This window comes from Bordetella sp. 2513F2 (assembly GCF_054642735.1).
Genome location: NZ_CM137755.1, coordinates 4,178,452 through 4,194,218, shown reverse-complemented (window position 1 = coordinate 4,194,218; position 15,767 = coordinate 4,178,452). Strand labels below are relative to the sequence as shown.

Annotated in this window: 14 protein-coding genes; 7 read left to right on the top strand and 7 right to left on the bottom strand. The window is 69.4% G+C overall.

Features of this window, described 5'->3' with window-relative positions; all coding sequences use genetic code 11:
• Positions 1-26 precede the first annotated feature (26 nt).
• Positions 27-1,730 (bottom strand): dihydroxyacetone kinase family protein, encoded by a 1,704-nt coding sequence (locus tag ACYBYQ_RS19825; RefSeq protein ID WP_459616133.1) that lies wholly within the window; start codon positions 1,728-1,730, stop codon positions 27-29.
• 108 nt (positions 1,731-1,838) lie between these two features.
• On the opposite strand from ACYBYQ_RS19825, the gene ACYBYQ_RS19820 reads away from it, so the two are divergent.
• Positions 1,839-2,132, top strand: a complete 294-nt coding sequence (locus ACYBYQ_RS19820; protein ID WP_459616132.1) for a copper-binding protein — start codon at positions 1,839-1,841, stop codon at positions 2,130-2,132.
• Positions 2,133-2,170: 38 nt separating this feature from the next.
• Here ACYBYQ_RS19820 and ACYBYQ_RS19815 read toward each other — a convergent pair whose 3' ends face one another.
• From ACYBYQ_RS19815 to ACYBYQ_RS19790, 6 genes are all read right to left on the bottom strand, one after another.
• The gene (locus tag ACYBYQ_RS19815) at positions 2,171-4,297 is read right to left on the bottom strand and encodes a 5'-nucleotidase C-terminal domain-containing protein (RefSeq protein WP_459616131.1); all 2,127 of its coding nucleotides are present in this window, start codon (positions 4,295-4,297) and stop codon (positions 2,171-2,173) included.
• A 142-nt stretch (positions 4,298-4,439) separates the two neighbouring features.
• Positions 4,440-5,774, bottom strand: coding sequence for an ATP-dependent protease ATPase subunit HslU (gene hslU, locus ACYBYQ_RS19810; RefSeq protein ID WP_459616130.1), 1,335 nt, complete (start codon positions 5,772-5,774; stop codon positions 4,440-4,442).
• A gap of 27 nt (positions 5,775-5,801) precedes the next feature.
• Positions 5,802-6,341, bottom strand: coding sequence for an ATP-dependent protease subunit HslV (gene hslV / locus ACYBYQ_RS19805; protein WP_459616129.1), 540 nt, complete (start codon positions 6,339-6,341; stop codon positions 5,802-5,804).
• A 149-nt stretch (positions 6,342-6,490) separates the two neighbouring features.
• A complete protein-coding gene (gene dksA, locus ACYBYQ_RS19800; RefSeq protein ID WP_459616128.1) occupies positions 6,491-6,955 on the bottom strand; it encodes an RNA polymerase-binding protein DksA in 465 nt (154 codons plus the stop codon).
• A 47-nt stretch (positions 6,956-7,002) separates the two neighbouring features.
• The gene (locus ACYBYQ_RS19795; RefSeq protein WP_459616127.1) at positions 7,003-8,109 is read right to left on the bottom strand and encodes a CobW family GTP-binding protein; all 1,107 of its coding nucleotides are present in this window, start codon (positions 8,107-8,109) and stop codon (positions 7,003-7,005) included.
• Positions 8,110-8,391: 282 nt separating this feature from the next.
• The gene (locus tag ACYBYQ_RS19790) at positions 8,392-8,892 is read right to left on the bottom strand and encodes a Fur family transcriptional regulator (RefSeq protein WP_459616126.1); all 501 of its coding nucleotides are present in this window, start codon (positions 8,890-8,892) and stop codon (positions 8,392-8,394) included.
• A 304-nt stretch (positions 8,893-9,196) separates the two neighbouring features.
• Here ACYBYQ_RS19790 and ACYBYQ_RS19785 point away from each other — a divergent pair, with 304 nt between their 5' ends.
• The 6 genes from ACYBYQ_RS19785 (at position 9,197) to ACYBYQ_RS19760 (ending at position 15,767) form a co-directional block, all read left to right on the top strand.
• A complete protein-coding gene (locus ACYBYQ_RS19785; protein WP_459616125.1) occupies positions 9,197-9,883 on the top strand; it encodes a metal ABC transporter ATP-binding protein in 687 nt (228 codons plus the stop codon).
• Entirely contained in the window at positions 9,880-10,761 is an 882-nt protein-coding gene (locus ACYBYQ_RS19780) for a metal ABC transporter permease (protein ID WP_459616124.1), read from the top strand. Before ACYBYQ_RS19785 ends, ACYBYQ_RS19780 begins: the two co-directional genes overlap by 4 nt.
• Positions 10,762-10,799: 38 nt before the next feature.
• Positions 10,800-11,831 carry a metal ABC transporter substrate-binding protein gene (locus ACYBYQ_RS19775; RefSeq protein ID WP_459618831.1) on the top strand — a complete coding sequence of 344 codons (1,032 nt, stop codon included), beginning with the start codon at positions 10,800-10,802 and terminating at the stop codon, positions 11,829-11,831.
• 56 nt (positions 11,832-11,887) lie between these two features.
• The gene (locus ACYBYQ_RS19770; protein ID WP_459618830.1) at positions 11,888-12,481 is read left to right on the top strand and encodes a DUF1007 family protein; all 594 of its coding nucleotides are present in this window, start codon (positions 11,888-11,890) and stop codon (positions 12,479-12,481) included.
• Positions 12,469-13,512 carry a nickel/cobalt transporter gene (locus tag ACYBYQ_RS19765; RefSeq protein WP_459616123.1) on the top strand — a complete coding sequence of 348 codons (1,044 nt, stop codon included), beginning with the start codon at positions 12,469-12,471 and terminating at the stop codon, positions 13,510-13,512. Before ACYBYQ_RS19770 ends, ACYBYQ_RS19765 begins: the two co-directional genes overlap by 13 nt.
• 173 nt (positions 13,513-13,685) lie before the next feature.
• Positions 13,686-15,767 carry a TonB-dependent receptor domain-containing protein gene (locus tag ACYBYQ_RS19760; protein WP_459616122.1) on the top strand — a complete coding sequence of 694 codons (2,082 nt, stop codon included), beginning with the start codon at positions 13,686-13,688 and terminating at the stop codon, positions 15,765-15,767.

The following is a 15,767-nucleotide window of genomic DNA, read 5'->3' as shown; positions in this document are numbered from 1 at the left end:
CTGTTTCTCCAGGAATGGCGCGGCATTCAATGCAGCGCGCGTTCGATTGCCTTCAGCCAGATCGTGACGGCCACGGCGCCGGCGTCCGGTATGCCCAGCGCGCGCTCGCCCAGGTAGCTGGCGCGGCCCAGGCGTGGCGTCATGCGGGCCGTGGCCTGGGCGCCTTCCTCGGCGGCCTGCACGCCGGCGCGGAACGCCGCCGCGCCGTCCTGCGAGGCCAGCGCCCGGGCCCAGGCCTGCGCCGCGGGCGCCAGCGCATCCAGCATGGTGCGGTCCCCGGGTCTGGCGCCGCCGATCTGCGACACGGCCTCCACCGCCTGGGCATAGGCCTCGTGCCATTGCGCGGGCGTGGGCCGGGCCACGCCGGCCAGCACGCGTCCGGCGCGCGTGAGCGCCGTGGCATAGAACGGCCCCGAACTGCCGCCGATGGCGCGGCGCAGCGCGTGGCCCATGGACAGCAGCAGCGCCTCGGGCGTATGGAAGACGCTGGGCGGCAGCTGGCGTATGGCCTGTGCGCCGCGTTCCATGCTTGCGCCGAGGTCGCCGTCGCCGGCGCGGCTGTCGAGCTCGGTGAGCTCGGCCTCGGCCGCGGCGAGCGCCTCGGCCACCGCCTGGGCCGCACGCTGCAGCGCGGGGGCCAGCGGGCCGGGCGGCACGCCGGTGTAGTCCGGCGCCTCCCGCGGCACGCCGGCCACGTAGCGGCGCTCGGCCGCGATGCGGCCCGTGGCAACCCAGCCGGGCGCCTGCGCGGGCGCATCCAGCAAGGCCAGCAGCTCCTCGTCGACGGGCAGCAGGGTGAGCGAACACCCCGGCATTTCCAGGGCGCTCATGTAGGTGCCCACCCAGGCCCGCTGCGGCGCGATGCCGCGCTCGCGCAGTCCCGCCAGTGCCCGGCGCGCGACGATCTGCAGTTCCATCGGCGTGGTGCCGCCCAGCCCGTTGACCAGCAGGGCCACGCCGTGCCTGCAGTCGATGCCGCGCTTGGCGAAGTCTCCCAGGACGAGCTCGAGGATTTCGTCGACGATGCGGTCCGCCGGTACGATGGCGCCGCGGCGCACGCCCTTCTCGCCATGGATGCCCAGCCCGAACTCGATTTCCTGCGGGCCCAGCTCGAAACTGGGCACGCCCGCCGCCGGCACCGTGCAGGCGCCCAGGCCCACGCCCATCGAGCCCAGCCGGTCGGCGGCGCGCCGGGCCACCTGCGCCACGTCGTCCAGGGCTCGACCCTGGGCCGCGGCTGCGCCGGCTATCTTGTGCACCAGCACCGTGCCCGCAATGCCGCGCCGCCGCTCCCGCGGCACGAGGTCCTGCAGCGAGGCGTCGTCGGCCACCACCACGATCTCCACGGGGATGCCGCGTTCGCGGGCGAGCTCGGCGGCCAGGCCGAAGTTGAGGCGGTCGCCGGTGTAGTTCTTGACCACCAGCAGGGCGCCGGCGGGCCCGGTGACGGCGAGGATCGCGGCGAGGATGGCGTCGACGCTGGGCGAGGTGAAGACGTCGCCCGCCACGGCGGCGCCCAGCATGCCGGCGCCGACATAGCCTGCGTGGGCGGGCTCGTGGCCGCTGCCGCCTCCGGAGATGACGGCCACCCGGCGCGCTTCGGGCGCCGGCAGGTCGCGCGGGACCACGATGTTCTCGCCTTCGACCAGCGCCAGGTGCGCCGAGGCGTCGACCAACCCTTCCAGCATTTCCCGCACCACGTCGTGCGGGTCGTTGATGAGCTTCTTCACGCGTGGACTCCTTTCGGGCCCCGGCGCCGCGGGGTGTCGGGTAACTTTACCAGCGTTTGCCGGCGCGGCCGCGGTATGCTGGAGCAACATCCAACGGGAGGAACACGGATGGGTATGCACAAGACGGCCGCCATGGCGGCCATCGTGACGATCGCTGCGGCCGCGGCGGCGGCCCAGGCGCAGCAGGCCACGGCGTCGGGCGAGGTGCGTCGCGTGGACCAGGCCGCGGGCAAGGTCACCATCAAGCACGAAGCCATCTCGGACCTGGAACTGCCCGCAATGACGCTCGTGTACCAGGCCGAGCCGCCCACCCTGCTGCAAGGCATCAAGGCGGGCGACAAGGTCCGCTTCACGGCGCAGCGCAAGGACGGCCGCTACGTGGTCACGGCCATCCAGAACTGACGGCCGGCGCGGGCCGGGGCCCGCGCCGGGCGGCTGCGTCAGGGAGCGGGGTCGAGCAGCAGCTCGTATTTCGACAGCTGGGTGGCGCTGTCGATCTCCCCGGTGTCGCGCACGTTGTCCACGCCGTGGGCTGCCGCCATCGCGGCGGTGCCGGCCACGCTGTGGAACACCACCGGGCCCTGCGTGGCCACGGGCACGAACGACCAGCTGCGATCGGCGCCGTATTGCGCCAGGTCCAGCGTCTGCTTCTCGCGGATGTAGCTGATCAGCACGTCGCGGCTGGCATCGGGCGCCTGCAGCACGATGTCACCCTTGCCTCCCGCCAGCCCCGGGAAATCGCCGCCGCCGCTGGCCCGGTAGTTGTTGGTGACCACCAGGTACATGTCATCGGCCTGCACCGGCTGGCCCTGGTAGGTGAGGCTGGCGATGCGCGAGCCCTTGGGCCGGGTGAGGTCGATGGTGTATTGCAGCGCGTTGCCTTCCGCGTACAGCACGTCGAAGTTGAAGGTGGGGAAGGTCGCGTCCACCAGGGCCTGCTCGCCGGTTGCGTCGGGATCTATCGTGTTGAACTGCCCGGCGCTCTTTTCCAGCCACTGCCGCACGATGTCGCCCGATACGCGCACCACCTGCAGCGTATTCGGATACAGGTACAGGTCGGCGGCGTTGTTGATGGCGATATTGCCCTGCGGCACGTTGGTGAAATCGCCGGGGCCGTTGCGCCCGCCCTTGAACGGCGCCGCCGCCGACAGGATGGGCAGGCCGGCATAGCCGGGCGAGTTGGCCGCGATGTATCGCTTGAAGTAGTCGATCTGCGCCATGTTGACGATCTGCAGCGCCGACACATCGCCCACCAGCGCGAAGTTGGTCGACATGTCGAAGTCCGTGGTGCCGATCGGCGTCTTCACGTAGGCGATGGTGTCTTCGTGCGCCTGCTGCACCAGGGCCGCGATGCTGGCGTCGGGCGCCACGTAGGTGGCCGGGGTGCTGCCGCTGGCCACGCTGAGGCGGCTGGTGTCGCGGCGCACCAGGGTCTGGTCGCGCTGCACCTGCCAGGCGCTGCCGTCGTACTCCAGCGTGAGCGCGACCACGCCGAGGTTGTTGCCCCATTGGCCGGGCTGCACGGCGGGCACGTCGTTGATCAGGCCGCGATCCACGTCCACGCCGGGCTGGCCGCGGAAGGGCGAGGTCTCGGCGGTGTCGGGAAAGAGCTGGTGCTGGTGGCCGGTGAGCAGCACGTCTATGCCCGGCACCTCGCTCAGGTAGCCTGCGCCGTTCTCCATGTCGGGGGCGTAGGGCGTGCGCATGTCGATGCCGCCATGCGCCAGGGCCACCACCACGTCCGCGCCGGCCGCGCGCATCTCGGGCACGTAGCGCGAGGCGGTTTCCTTCCATCCCTCGACCTTGACGTGGCCTTCCAGGTGGGTCTTGTCCCATTGCATGATGGGCGGCGGCGCAAAGCCGATCACGCCCACGTCCAGCGTGACCGTGGTCCGGGTGCCATCGGGGGCGGTAGCCTCGAATTGCTTGGGCACGATGACCCACGGATCGAAGATGGGCTTGCCGGTCGCGGCCGACACGACGTTGGCCGAGACGAAGGGGAAGGCCGGCGCCGCGCAGTCGGTCTTGCCGGCGGGATTGCTCTCGGGCGTGCCCTTGGCGATGCCGTCCAGGCCGAAATCGACATTGGTGATCTGCGACAGGTACGGCAGGCCGTAATTGAATTCGTGGTTGCCCATCGTGGCCGCATCCACGCCGAGCACGTCGAGCTGGCGATAGACGGCAACCATTTCCTCGCACTGCACGGGCTGCACCAGCGCCTGGTAGTCGGACAGCGCCGTACCCTGCATGGTATCCCCGTTGTCCAGCAGGATGTGGTTGGGGTACTGCCGGCGGGCATTGGCGATCAGGGTCGCGGTGCGGTCGACGCCGTAGCTCGGGTCCTCGGCCAGCTTGTAGTAGTCGTAGCCGAGCACGTTGGCGTGCAGGTCGCTGGTTTCCAGCACCGCCATCTGCAGTGTCGTTCCCTGCGAAATTTCCGCCGCGGGCGGCGGCTGTGTGGCGCCACCATCGTCGTCGTCATCGCCGCCGCAGGCAGCAAGATTCAGCAGCAGCAGCGATGCCGCCAGCGCCCCGGGCCAGGCCCGTCGTCCAACAAGGTGCTTCACGCCTCTTCTCCTCCAGTGGGTGGTGGCGCGAAGTGTGTTGGGCAGGGATGACCCGCGCATGACAAAACAGGCCATGATGCGTTTGATCATGGCCTGTTGCAGACGGATGCGGAACGCGCCGTGCGGGACGGCGCAATCGGGCCTACAGCACGTAGCGCGCGAGGTCCTGGCTGGCCGCAGTCTCGGCAAGCTGTTCGTCGACGTAGGCGGCGTCGATCCGCACCGTCTTGCCGCTTTGCGCGGTGGCGTCGAAGGACAGGTCGTCCAGCAGCTTCTCCATCACCGTGTACAGCCGGCGGGCGCCGATGTTCTCGGTGCGCTCGTTCACGGAAAAGGCCAGCTCGGCCAGGCGCGAGATGCCGTCGTCGGTGAACTCCAGCGTGACGTCTTCGGTGGCCAGCAGCGCGGAGTACTGCTTGATCAGCGAGGCGTCGGTGTCGGACAGGATGCGCACGAAGTCTGCCGCCGTGAGCGACTCCAGCTCGACGCGGATGGGGAAGCGGCCCTGCAGCTCGGGGATCAGGTCGGACGGGCGCGACAGGTGGAATGCACCCGAGGCGATGAAGAGGATGTGGTCGGTGCGCACCATGCCGTAGCGGGTGTTCACCGTGGTGCCCTCGACCAGGGGCAGCAGGTCGCGCTGCACGCCCTGGCGCGAGACGTCGGCGCCGCCGGTTTCCTGGCGCGCGGCGATCTTGTCGATCTCGTCCAGGAAGACGATGCCGTTCTGCTCGACGTTGGCCACCGCCGCGGCCTTGAGGTCGTCTTCATTGATGCGCTTGGCGGCCTCTTCCTCGACGATGAGCTTGAAGGCGTCCTTGACCTTCATCTTCTTGGGCTTTTTCTTGTCGCGCGCCAGGCCGGCGAACATGCCGCGCAGCTGCTCGGCCATCTCTTCCATGCCCGGCGGCGTCATCACGTCCATCTGCGGCAGGGGCTGGGCGATCTCGATCTCGATCTCGGTGTCGTCGAGCTTGCCTTCGCGCAGGCGCTTGCGGAACGTCTGGCGCGCCGTGCCTTCCTCGCCCCGCTCGGGTTCGCCGTTGGCGCCGCGCGGCGGGGGCACCAGCGCGTCGAGGATGCGGTCTTCGGCGGCGTCCTCGGCCTGCGTGCGCACGCGGCGCATCTCGAGCTCGCGGGTCTGCTTGATGGAATACTCGGTGAGGTCGCGGATGATGGTGTCGACGTCGCGGCCCACGTAGCCCACTTCGGTGAACTTGGTGGCCTCGATCTTGATGAAGGGCGCGTTGGCCAGCTTGGCCAGGCGGCGGGCGATTTCCGTCTTGCCCACGCCGGTGGGGCCGATCATCAGGATGTTCTTGGGATGGATCTCGTGGCGCAGCGGCTCGGCCACCTGCTGGCGGCGCCAGCGGTTGCGCAGTGCCACGGCCACCGCGCGCTTGGCGCGGTTCTGGCCGACGATGTATTTGTCGAGCTCGGAGACGATTTCTCCGGGGGTCATGGTGGATGCGGACATGGTGGTGCGGTCCCGTGGGGCTGCGGGCTAGTCGCCCAGCGTTTCGATCACGTGGTTCTGGTTGGTGTAGATGCAGAGGTCGCCGGCGATCTCGAGCGATTGCTTCACGATCTCGGCGGGCGGCAGCTCGGTGTTGCGCAGCAGCGCCAGCGCCGCCGACTGCGCGTAGGCGCCGCCCGAGCCGATGGCCGCCAGGCCGTGCTCGGGCTCGAGCACGTCGCCGTTGCCGGTGAGCACCAGGGTGTGCTCGGCATCGGCCACGATGAGCATGGCCTCGAGCCGGCGCAGCACGCGGTCGGTGCGCCAGTCGCGGGTCAGTTCCACCGCGGCGCGCATCAGGTTGCCCTGGTGCTTCTCGAGCTTGGCCTCGAAGCGCTCCTGCAGGGTGAAGGCGTCGGCCGTGGCGCCGGCGAAGCCGGCAAGGATCTTGTCGTGATAGAGGCGGCGGATCTTGCGGGCGGTGCCCTTGATCACGATGTTGCCCAGGGTGACCTGCCCATCGCCGCCCAGCGCGACCTGGTTCCCGCGCCGTACGCAGACGATGGTGGTGGCGTGAAATTGTTCCATGCGTTCCTTCCTTTGAAGGTCCTATCTGGGGGCGCGCGCCATGATTTCAAGCCGGCGGCATGGCCTCGCGCGGCTGCCGGGGAAATGAAAAGGGCCATGCCGGTTGCCCAGCATAGCCCTGATGGCTTGCGTGAAAAAGCGTGACGGAATCAGTCGCCGTAGAGCTTCTGCCGCATCTCGCGGCGCTCCTGGGCCTCGAGCGAGAGCGTGGCCGTGGGACGGGCCAGCAGGCGCGGAATGCCGATGGGTTCGCCGGTTTCCTCGCACCAGCCGTATTCGCCGCTGTCGATGCGGGCGATGGCCTGCTGCACTTTCTTGAGCAGCTTGCGCTCGCGATCCCGCGTGCGCAGCTCCAGCGCGTGTTCTTCCTCGATGGTGGCGCGGTCGGCAGGATCGGGCACGAACTGCGTCTCGCGCAGGTGCTCGGTGGTTTCGCCGGCGTTCGCGAGGATGTCCTGCTCGAGTTGCTTGAGCCTTTCCTTGAAGAACGCCAGTTGGCGATCGTTCATGTAGTCGGATTCGGGCATGGCCAGCAATTCTTCTTCGCTGGGCAGATCAATCGCCGTCTCGTTGGCCGACTTGCTTGATTTCTTGGTTGCTGCCTTCGTAGCCATGAAAACACTCCACTATGAATCGATCCGGAGGCCGTGCCGGGGCGGCGTCAGCCGACCAGGCACTGCTCCAGGCCCCGGGTGAAAATTTCCTGGGGCAGCTTGCGGCCGATGAAGACCATCTTGGTGGACGGCTTCTCGGACGCGGTCCAGGGTTTGCCGGGTTCGGCGCCCATCATCATGTGCACGCCCTGGAACAACATGCGGCGATTGACGCCCTTCATGTACAGGATTCCCTTGTAGCGCAGCAGGTCGGGGCCGTAAACCTGCACCACGCCGCCCAGGAATTCTTCCAGCCGGACCGGGTCGAACGGCTTGTTCGAGCGGAACACGAAAGCCCCGATCTCGTCGTCGTGATGATGATGATGATGATGGTGGTGATGGTGATGCGCGTGCCCGCAGTCGGGCCCGCAATCGCCTTCGTGATCATGGTCGTGGTCGTGACCATGGTCATGATCGTGCGCGGCGTCGGGGTGCTCGTCGGCGAGGAAGGCCGGGTCGATGTCCAGGATCGAGTTCAGGTTGAAGCCGCTGATGTCGATGATGGACTTGAGGTCGGCCTCGCCGAAATGCACCGGCGTGATCGGCGCGCGCGGATTGATGTGGACCAGCCGGGCGCGCAGCGCTTCGTAGTCGGCCTCGTTGACGAGGTCGCGCTTGGAGACCAGGATGCGGTCGGCGAAGCCCACCTGCTTCTGGGCCTCGCTCTGGGCGTCGAGCGTGGCCATGCCGTGCTTGGCGTCGACCACCGTGACCACCGCGTCGAGGCGGTAGTACTCGGCGATGTCGTCGTCCATGAAGAAGGTCTGGCACACCGGGCCGGGATTCGCCATGCCGGTGGTCTCGATGATGACGCGCTCGAAGTTGATCTGGCCGGCTTCGCGCTTGGCGCGCAGTTCGGACAGCGTGCGCATCAGGTCGCCGCGCACGGTGCAGCATACGCAGCCGTTCGACAGCTCGATGATTTCCTCGTCGCGCTCCTGCACCAGCAGGTCGTTGTCGATGCTTTCCGGCCCGAACTCGTTCTCGATCACGGCGATGCGGCGGCCGTGGTATTCGTTGAGGATGCGTTTGAGCAGGGTGGTCTTGCCCGCACCGAGGAAACCGGTGAGGATCGTGACGGGGACCATTTTGTCCAGACTGCGCGGGGTGTTCATGGCGAAGCTGCTAACGAAGTCGGCGTACGCCAGGGCGCACGTCGTAAACAAGGGCGACGGCGGCCGGCCAATCGGCGGCCGGACGCAGGATTACAGCACAGTCGGAAGCCATGGGCAAACCCCGTGGCAACCCTGGCCCGCCTTTCCTGCGGATCGCGGCGGAAGCCGGCCAACTACCGAATGATCCCAACATTTGGGGGCAGGATCGGGAAAATCAAGGGGGCTTTCCCGGGGCGGCCCGCCAGCGCCCAACGCCGTCCGGCCTGGTTGCGGCTGCAGAGCTCAATGGGTATGGCGATGGCCGGAATGCTGGCCGGCCGGCGGGTTCTTCTGGCACTGCGGGCACAGCGCCCGGATCTCGGTTTCGTGCGTGGCCAGCGCATAGCCGGTTTGCGCCACGCGCTCGGCGAGCTGGCGGCTCATGGCCGGGTCGCTGAGTTCCGCCACGGCGCCGCAGCCGGTGCATACCACCAGCAGGTCGTGCGGGGCGCCGGCCGCGTCGTGGCAGGCGCTCCAGGCATTGACGGCGTCGAGGCGATGGATCAGGCCCTCGTCCATGAGGAAGTCCAGCGCACGGTATACGGTGGGCGGCGCCGCCCCCGGGTGCACGCCGCGCATGGCCTCGAGCAGCTCATAGGCCTTGAGGCTGCGGCCATGGCGCAGCAGCAGCTCCAGGACCTTGCGCCGGATCGGCGTGAGGCGCCGGCCGCGCTGCGCACACAGCGACTCGGCCAGCCGGAGCTGTTCGGCGATGGTGTCGGGGGAGCTGGACGCGGCGGGCATGGCGGTGGCGGGAGGGTTCCGGGGAGGTTCGTGCGAATGGGGCGAAGGTAGCAGAAATTACCTTGCGGCGGAAACGGCAGCCTGGCCACTGGCCCAGAATTGTTATGATATAACATAATAAAACTTCCGATGCCGTTCCGCATGCCCAGCCAGCCCTCCGTTTCGCTTCCCGTCTCCCGCCGGAATTCCGCCCTGCGCCTGGGCGTGGGGGTCCGCTTGGCCGTGACGGCCGGCGTCTCGCTGTGCGCCTGGGCGCTCACGGGTTGGGCGCTCGGGTGGTGGGCATGAGCCCGGAGGCGCTGCAATGACGCCGCCGCGCATCGTGCTCGACGCCGCTGCTTTCGGCTGGGGCGGCCGCCTGGCCGTGGGCCCGGTCTCCGGTGTGCTGGAGCCCGGCAGCATGACGGCCGTCGTCGGCCCCAACGGCGCGGGAAAATCCACCCTGCTCAAGGGCATCATGGGCGTGCTGCGGCCGTTGTCGGGGCGTGTACGGTTCGAGGGCGGCGGACGGCGCGACCTGGCGTGGCTGCCGCAGGGCTCCGAACTGGATCGCAGCTTTCCCATCACGGTGGCCGACATGGTCGCGATGGGCGCCTGGCGCCGGGTCGGATCCTGGCGGGCCTTCGGACGCCGCGAGACGGCGCGCATCGACGCGGTGCTGGCGGAGGTGGGGCTGCAGGACCAGGCCGGGCTGCGGCTGGCAGAGCTGTCCGGCGGGCAGCTGCAGCGGGCGCTGTACGCCCGCATGCTGCTGCAGGATGCGCCGGTGCTGCTGCTCGACGAACCGTTCGCCGCGGTCGATCCGTCCACGGTGCAGACCCTCATGGCCTCGCTGCGGCGCCTGCACGCGCGCGGCTGCACCATCGTGGCGGTGCTGCACGACCTGGCGCTGGTGCGCCGCGAATTCCCGCAGGCGCTGGCGCTGGCCGGCCAGGTCGCGGGCTGGGGCGAGGCGGCGGACGTGCTGGCCGTGGGCGAGGCGGCGGCATGACGATCCTGGATTGGCTGATCGGGCCGTTCGCCGACTTCGGCTTCATGCGGCGCGCCCTGGCCGGGGCGGTGTCCGTGTCGCTGGGAGCCGCGCCGCTGGGCGTGTTCCTGGTGCTGCGGCGCATGAGCCTGGTGGGCGATGCCATGTCGCATGCCATCCTGCCGGGCGTGGCCGCGGGCTTCCTGCTGTCGGGCATGTCGCTGGGGGCCATGATGCTGGGTGGCGTCGTCACCGGCCTGGCCGTGGCCCTGCTCTCGGGCCTGGTGGCCCGCCTGACTCCCTTGCGCGAGGACGCCAGCTTCGCCGCCTTCTACCTGGTTTCGCTGAGCCTGGGCGTGCTGCTGGTGTCGCTGCGCGGCTCCAACATGGACCTGCTGCACGTGCTGTTCGGCACGGTGCTGGGGCTGGACGACACGGCGCTGCTGCTGATGAGCGCCGTGGCCACGCTGACCTTGCTGGCGCTGGCGGTCCTGTACCGCCCGCTGGTGGCCGAATGCCTGGACCCGGGATTCCTGCGCGCCTGCGGCGGACCGGGCCCGCTGGCGCACATGGCCTTCCTGGTGCTGGTGGTGCTGAACCTGGTGGCCGGCTTCCAGGCGCTGGGCACGCTGATGGTGGTGGGAATGATGATGCTGCCCGCCGCCGCGGCGCGGTTCTGGTGCGCCAGCGTGGTGGGCCAGCTGGCGGCGGCCGCGGGATGCGGCATCGCCGCCGCGCTGGCCGGGCTGCTGGTGTCGTACCACGCCGATGTGCCGGCCTCGCCCGCCATCATCCTGGCCGCCGGCGCGATCTACCTGTTTTCCGTCCTTACCGGACCGCATGGCGGGCTGCTGGCGCAGCCATGGCGCCGGCGGTCCCGAACTGGAGCTGTTGCATGATCAAGATTTCCCTGGCCTCCCTGCGAGGCATGCGGCCCATGGCCGCCCGGGCCGCGGCGCTGCTGCTGGCCTGCCTGCCGGCCATGGCGCCCGCGGCCGACGCGCCGCTGCGCGTGGTGGCCAGCTTTTCCATCCTGGGCGACATCGTGCGGCAAGTGGGCGGCCCCGACGTGACGGTGGATACGCTGGTCGGTCCGGACGGCGATGCGCATACCTACGAGCCCACGCCTTCGGACACGCGCAAGCTGGGGGCCGCGCAGGTGCTGGTGGTGAACGGGCTGCAGTTCGAGGCCTGGCTGCCGCGGCTGCTCAAGGCCGCCGACTATGCCGGCCGCACGGTGGTGGCTTCCGAAGGGGTGGCGCCGCGCCGGCTGGCCGGAGACGGGGAGCATGGCCATGAGGCGGCGCAACGCGGGTCCGGGCATGCGCACGAGGAACACGATCACGATGAGCATGACCACGATGGGCATGACCACGATGGGCATGATCACGATGGGCACGACCACGATGATCACGCCGGCGCACATCACCATCATCATGGCGAATTCGATCCGCACGCCTGGCAGAGCCTGAAGAACGGGGCCGTCTACGCGCGCAATATCGCCGAGGCGCTGGCGCAGGCCGATCCGGCCCGTGCGGCGGCCTACCGCGAGCGCGGCCGGGCCTATGCGCAGCGCCTGGAGCAGCTCGATGCGCAGGTCCGCGCCACTTTCGACGCCATTCCCGCCGGGCGGCGCACGGTGGTCACCTCGCACGACGCCTTCGGCTATTTCGGTGATGCCTACGGGGTGCGCTTCATCCCGGTCGCGGGCATGTCGACCCAGGCCGAGCCTTCGGCGTCCGAACTCGGCGTGCTGATAAAGCAGGTGCGCGAGGCGCATGTGCCCGCGGTATTCGTGGAGACGGTGCAGAGCCCGCGGCTGGTGGAAACCGTGGCGCGCGAGACCGGCGCCAGGGTCGGTGGTACGCTCTATTCCGATGCGCTGGCCCAGCCCGGTACGCCGGCGGGAACCTACATTGGAATGTTCGAATGGAACGTGCGTCAATTGGCCGACGCCATGCGTCCTTGATGGCCGCTGCGCTCATCGGCACGGCGGCAGCCCCGGCCGTCCAGGCCCACCCCCACATGTGGATCGACGCGCGCGCCGTGGTGCAGTTCGACGCGCAGGGGCGGGTGGCGGCGGTGCGCCACGAATGGCAGTTCGACGAGATGTTCGGCGCCTATGCCACCCAGGGCCTGCCGCGCCGGCAGGACGGCAGCCTGCCGCCCGAGACGCTGCGCGCCATGGCCGACGACTGGATAAAGGCCCTGGGCGAGCCCATCTCGCACTACTTCACCACCGTTACCGCGGGCGGCCGGCGCCAGGGCTTCGGCACGCCGCGCGAGGCGGCCGTCGACTGGGAGCCCAAGGGCGGGCGGCTGTCGCTCTCGTTCGTGCTGCCGCTGGCGCAGCCCGCGGCGCCCGGTGCGCAGCCCGTGTCCATCGAAGTATTCGACCCCACCTATTTCGTGGCGTATTCGTTCAAGGCGCAGGGGGCGATAGCCATGCAGGGCGCGCCGCAGGGCTGCCGCGCCGATTACCGCGAGCCGCGCGAGCTGGACTGGCAGACCATGCAGAAGCTGGCCCTGATTCCGGCCGACGTGGCCGAGCCGCCCGAAGAGCTGTATGCCATCACCAAGGGGCTGGCGCACGGCATCGAGGTGTCATGCGCTTCCTGACCCTGGTTTTGCTGCTGGCCGCGGGCGTCGCCACAGGCGTGGCGCTCGCGGCCCCGCACCCGTTCGGCGTGCCCGAATCCACGGCGGGCATGGCCGGCCCGGGCTGGCTGGCCGAGCTGTTCGGCCAGGTTGCGATATGGCAGTCGCATTTCTATCGCCAGCTCACCGGGGCGGTGCGCGCCTGGCAGGCCGAGGGCGGTGCGGGCTGGCTGCTGGCGGGCCTGTCCTTCGCCTACGGCGTGTTCCACGCGCTGGGGCCGGGGCATGGCAAGGCCGTGATCTCCGCCTACGTGCTGGCCAACCGGCAGACCGCGCGCAACGGGGCGCTGCTGGCCCTGGCCTCCGCCCTGGTGCAGGCGCTGGTGGCCATTGCCGTGGTGGCCGTGCTGGCCTGGGCCCTCGGCGCCACCGCGGCCGTCATGGACCGCACCACGCGCTGGCTGGAGACCGCTTCGTATGCGCTGGTGGTGGCGCTGGGGCTGTGGCTGGTCTGGACCAAGGCGCTGCGCCCTTTGTGGCGCCGCCGCGGCAATCCCGCGGAACATGCCCACGATGGCCATGCCCACCATGCCGGACACGGCCACGACCATGATCACGCCCACGCCCACGCCCACGCCCACGCCCACGCCCACGACCACGACCACGCCCCGGACTGCGGCTGCGGCCATGCGCACGTGCCGGAGCCTGCGCAGGTGTCCGGGCCGCTGGACTGGCGCCGCGCCGCGAGCGCGGTGCTGGCGGTGGGGCTGCGCCCCTGCAGCGGGGCGCTGATCGTGCTGGTGTTCGCGCTGTCGCAGGGGTTCTTCCTTGCCGGCGTGGCCGCGGCACTGGCCATGGGCCTGGGAACCGGCCTGACGGTGGCCGCGCTGGTGGGGCTGGCCGTGCTGGCACGGGGCGGCGCCGCCTGGCTGGGCGGCGCCCTCTCGGCCGCCTGGGCCACGCGCGTGCGCCGCGGTATCGAGGTCCTGGCCGCCTGCGCCGTGCTGGCGCTGGGAGTGCTGCTGCTGGGCGGACAGCTTGTGACGGCCTGAAGCGGGTGCAGGGGAGGCGCTCGGCCGACCGGGCGCCCTCTCCATCTGATTGCGATGGCATCGTCAGGGAGCGGAAGAGCCGCCAAAAAAGCGTCCGCTGCTGCGACAGGTTTTGTAATGTTATATCATTCGTTTTTCTTTATGTAATGTTATATCGTTTTCTTGGGGAAGGGATGATGAAACACAAGCGCGAACGCGTGGGAATCGCACTGCTGCTGGCCTTGGCCGCGGCGCAGGCCAAGGCCCAGACCACGGCGCAGGCTACGGCGCCGCAGGAAGCGCAGACGCTGGCGCCCGTGGCCGTGTCGGCCAGCCCGCTGGGCCTGGACCCCGACAGCATGGCGCTGCCGGCGCTGGTGCTGGACGGCGAGGAGCTCGTGGTGCAGCGCGCCGGCACGCTGGGCGAGACCCTGCAGGGGCAGCCGGGCGTGCATGCCGACACCTTCGGCGCTGGCGCCACGCGTCCGGTGATCCGCGGCCAGACCGCGCCGCGGGTGAAGGTGCTGTCCGACGGCTCCGAACTGATGGACGCCTCCAGCATCTCGCCCGATCACGCGGTGACGGCCGAACCGCTGCTGGCCGAGCGCATCGAGGTGCTGCGGGGCCCGGCCACGCTGCTGTACGGCGGCGGCGCCATAGGCGGCGTGGTCAACGTGATCGATCGCAAGATCCCCACCGAGGTGCCGGAGAAAGGCGTGGAAGCCCAGGCCGAGATACGCGGCGCGACCGGCACGCGCGAGCGCGCCGGGGCGGTGGGCATCACGGCGGGCAGCGGGGATTTCGCGGTGCGCGTGGAGGGCCTGAAGCGCCGCACCAGCGACTACAAGGTGCCCGATTGGTCGGAATCGGAACTGGCCGGCTCGTACAGCGAATCGTCGCAGGGCACGGTGGGCCTGTCGTGGATCCGGCCGCGCGGCTACGTGGGCATCGCCTATACCTACCTGGACAGCCGCTATGGCCTGCCGGGGCACAACCATGAATACGAGAGCTGCCATCCGCATGGCACGCACCTGCATTGCGGCAGCCACGAAGAAGAGGACGAGCATGGCCACGAACATGAGGAGGGCCATGAGCACGGGCACGAACATGAACATGGCGATGTCCCGTACGTGAAGCTGCGCAGCCAGCGCCTGGACCTGCGCGCGGAGTACCTCGAGCCCTTCGCCGGTTTCGAGAAAGTGCGCCTGCGCGGCGGCCTCACCGACTACCAGCACGACGAGATCGAAGACGGCGTCGTGGGCACGCGCTTCAAGAACCGCGGCTACGATGCGCGGCTGGAACTCACCCACAAGCCGCTGGCCGGCCTGCACGGCGTCGTGGGGCTGCAGTCTGCCTACAGCGACTTCCGGGCCGATGGCGAGGAAGCCTTCCTGCCGCGCAGCAAGACGCGCTCCACCGGCATCTTCCTGCTCGAGGAGTACCGCCTGGGCAGCTGGCGTTTCGAGGGCGGCGTGCGCCAGGACTGGCAGCACATCGATCCGGATGGCGGCAACGAATCCAACCGCGCGTCGGCCACTTCGCTGTCGGCCGCGGCGATCTGGGACTTCGCGCCCCAGTATTCGGTGGCCCTGTCGGTGTCGCGCTCGCAGCGGTTGCCCACGGCCCAGGAACTCTATGCCGACGGCGTGCACCTGGCCACCAATACCTACGAGCTGGGCAATGCCGACCTCGACAAGGAAACCTCGCGCAACATCGACCTGACCCTGCGCAAGCATGCGGGCGACACCACCTTCAGCGTGAGCGCGTTCCACAACCGCGTGAAGAACTACATCTACGCCAATACGCTGGATCGCTACGAAGACTTCCGCCTCATCGAATACGCGCAGCATGATGCCGAATTCGTGGGCGTGGAAGGCGAGATCCGCCACCGCTTCAATGCGGTGTATTCGGCCGCCCTCTTCGGCGACTACGTGCGCGGCAAGCTGACGGGCGGCAGCGGCAACCTGCCGCGCATCCCGGCCGCACGGCTGGGCGTGCGCGCGGATGCGCGCTGGCAGCACTGGTCGGCGGGCGTGGAGTACTACCACGTCTACCGGCAGGACGACATCGCCGAGTACGAGTCCAGCACGCCGGGGTACGACATGGTGAACGCGTCCGTGGCCTACCGCACCCGCATGGGCGCCGCCGACTACGAGATCTACCTGCGCGGCAACAACCTGTTCGACAAGCTGGCCTACAACCATGCCTCGTTCATTTCCAGCGTCGCTCCGCTGCCCGGGCGCAGCGTGCTGCTGGGCGTGCGCGTGACGTACTGA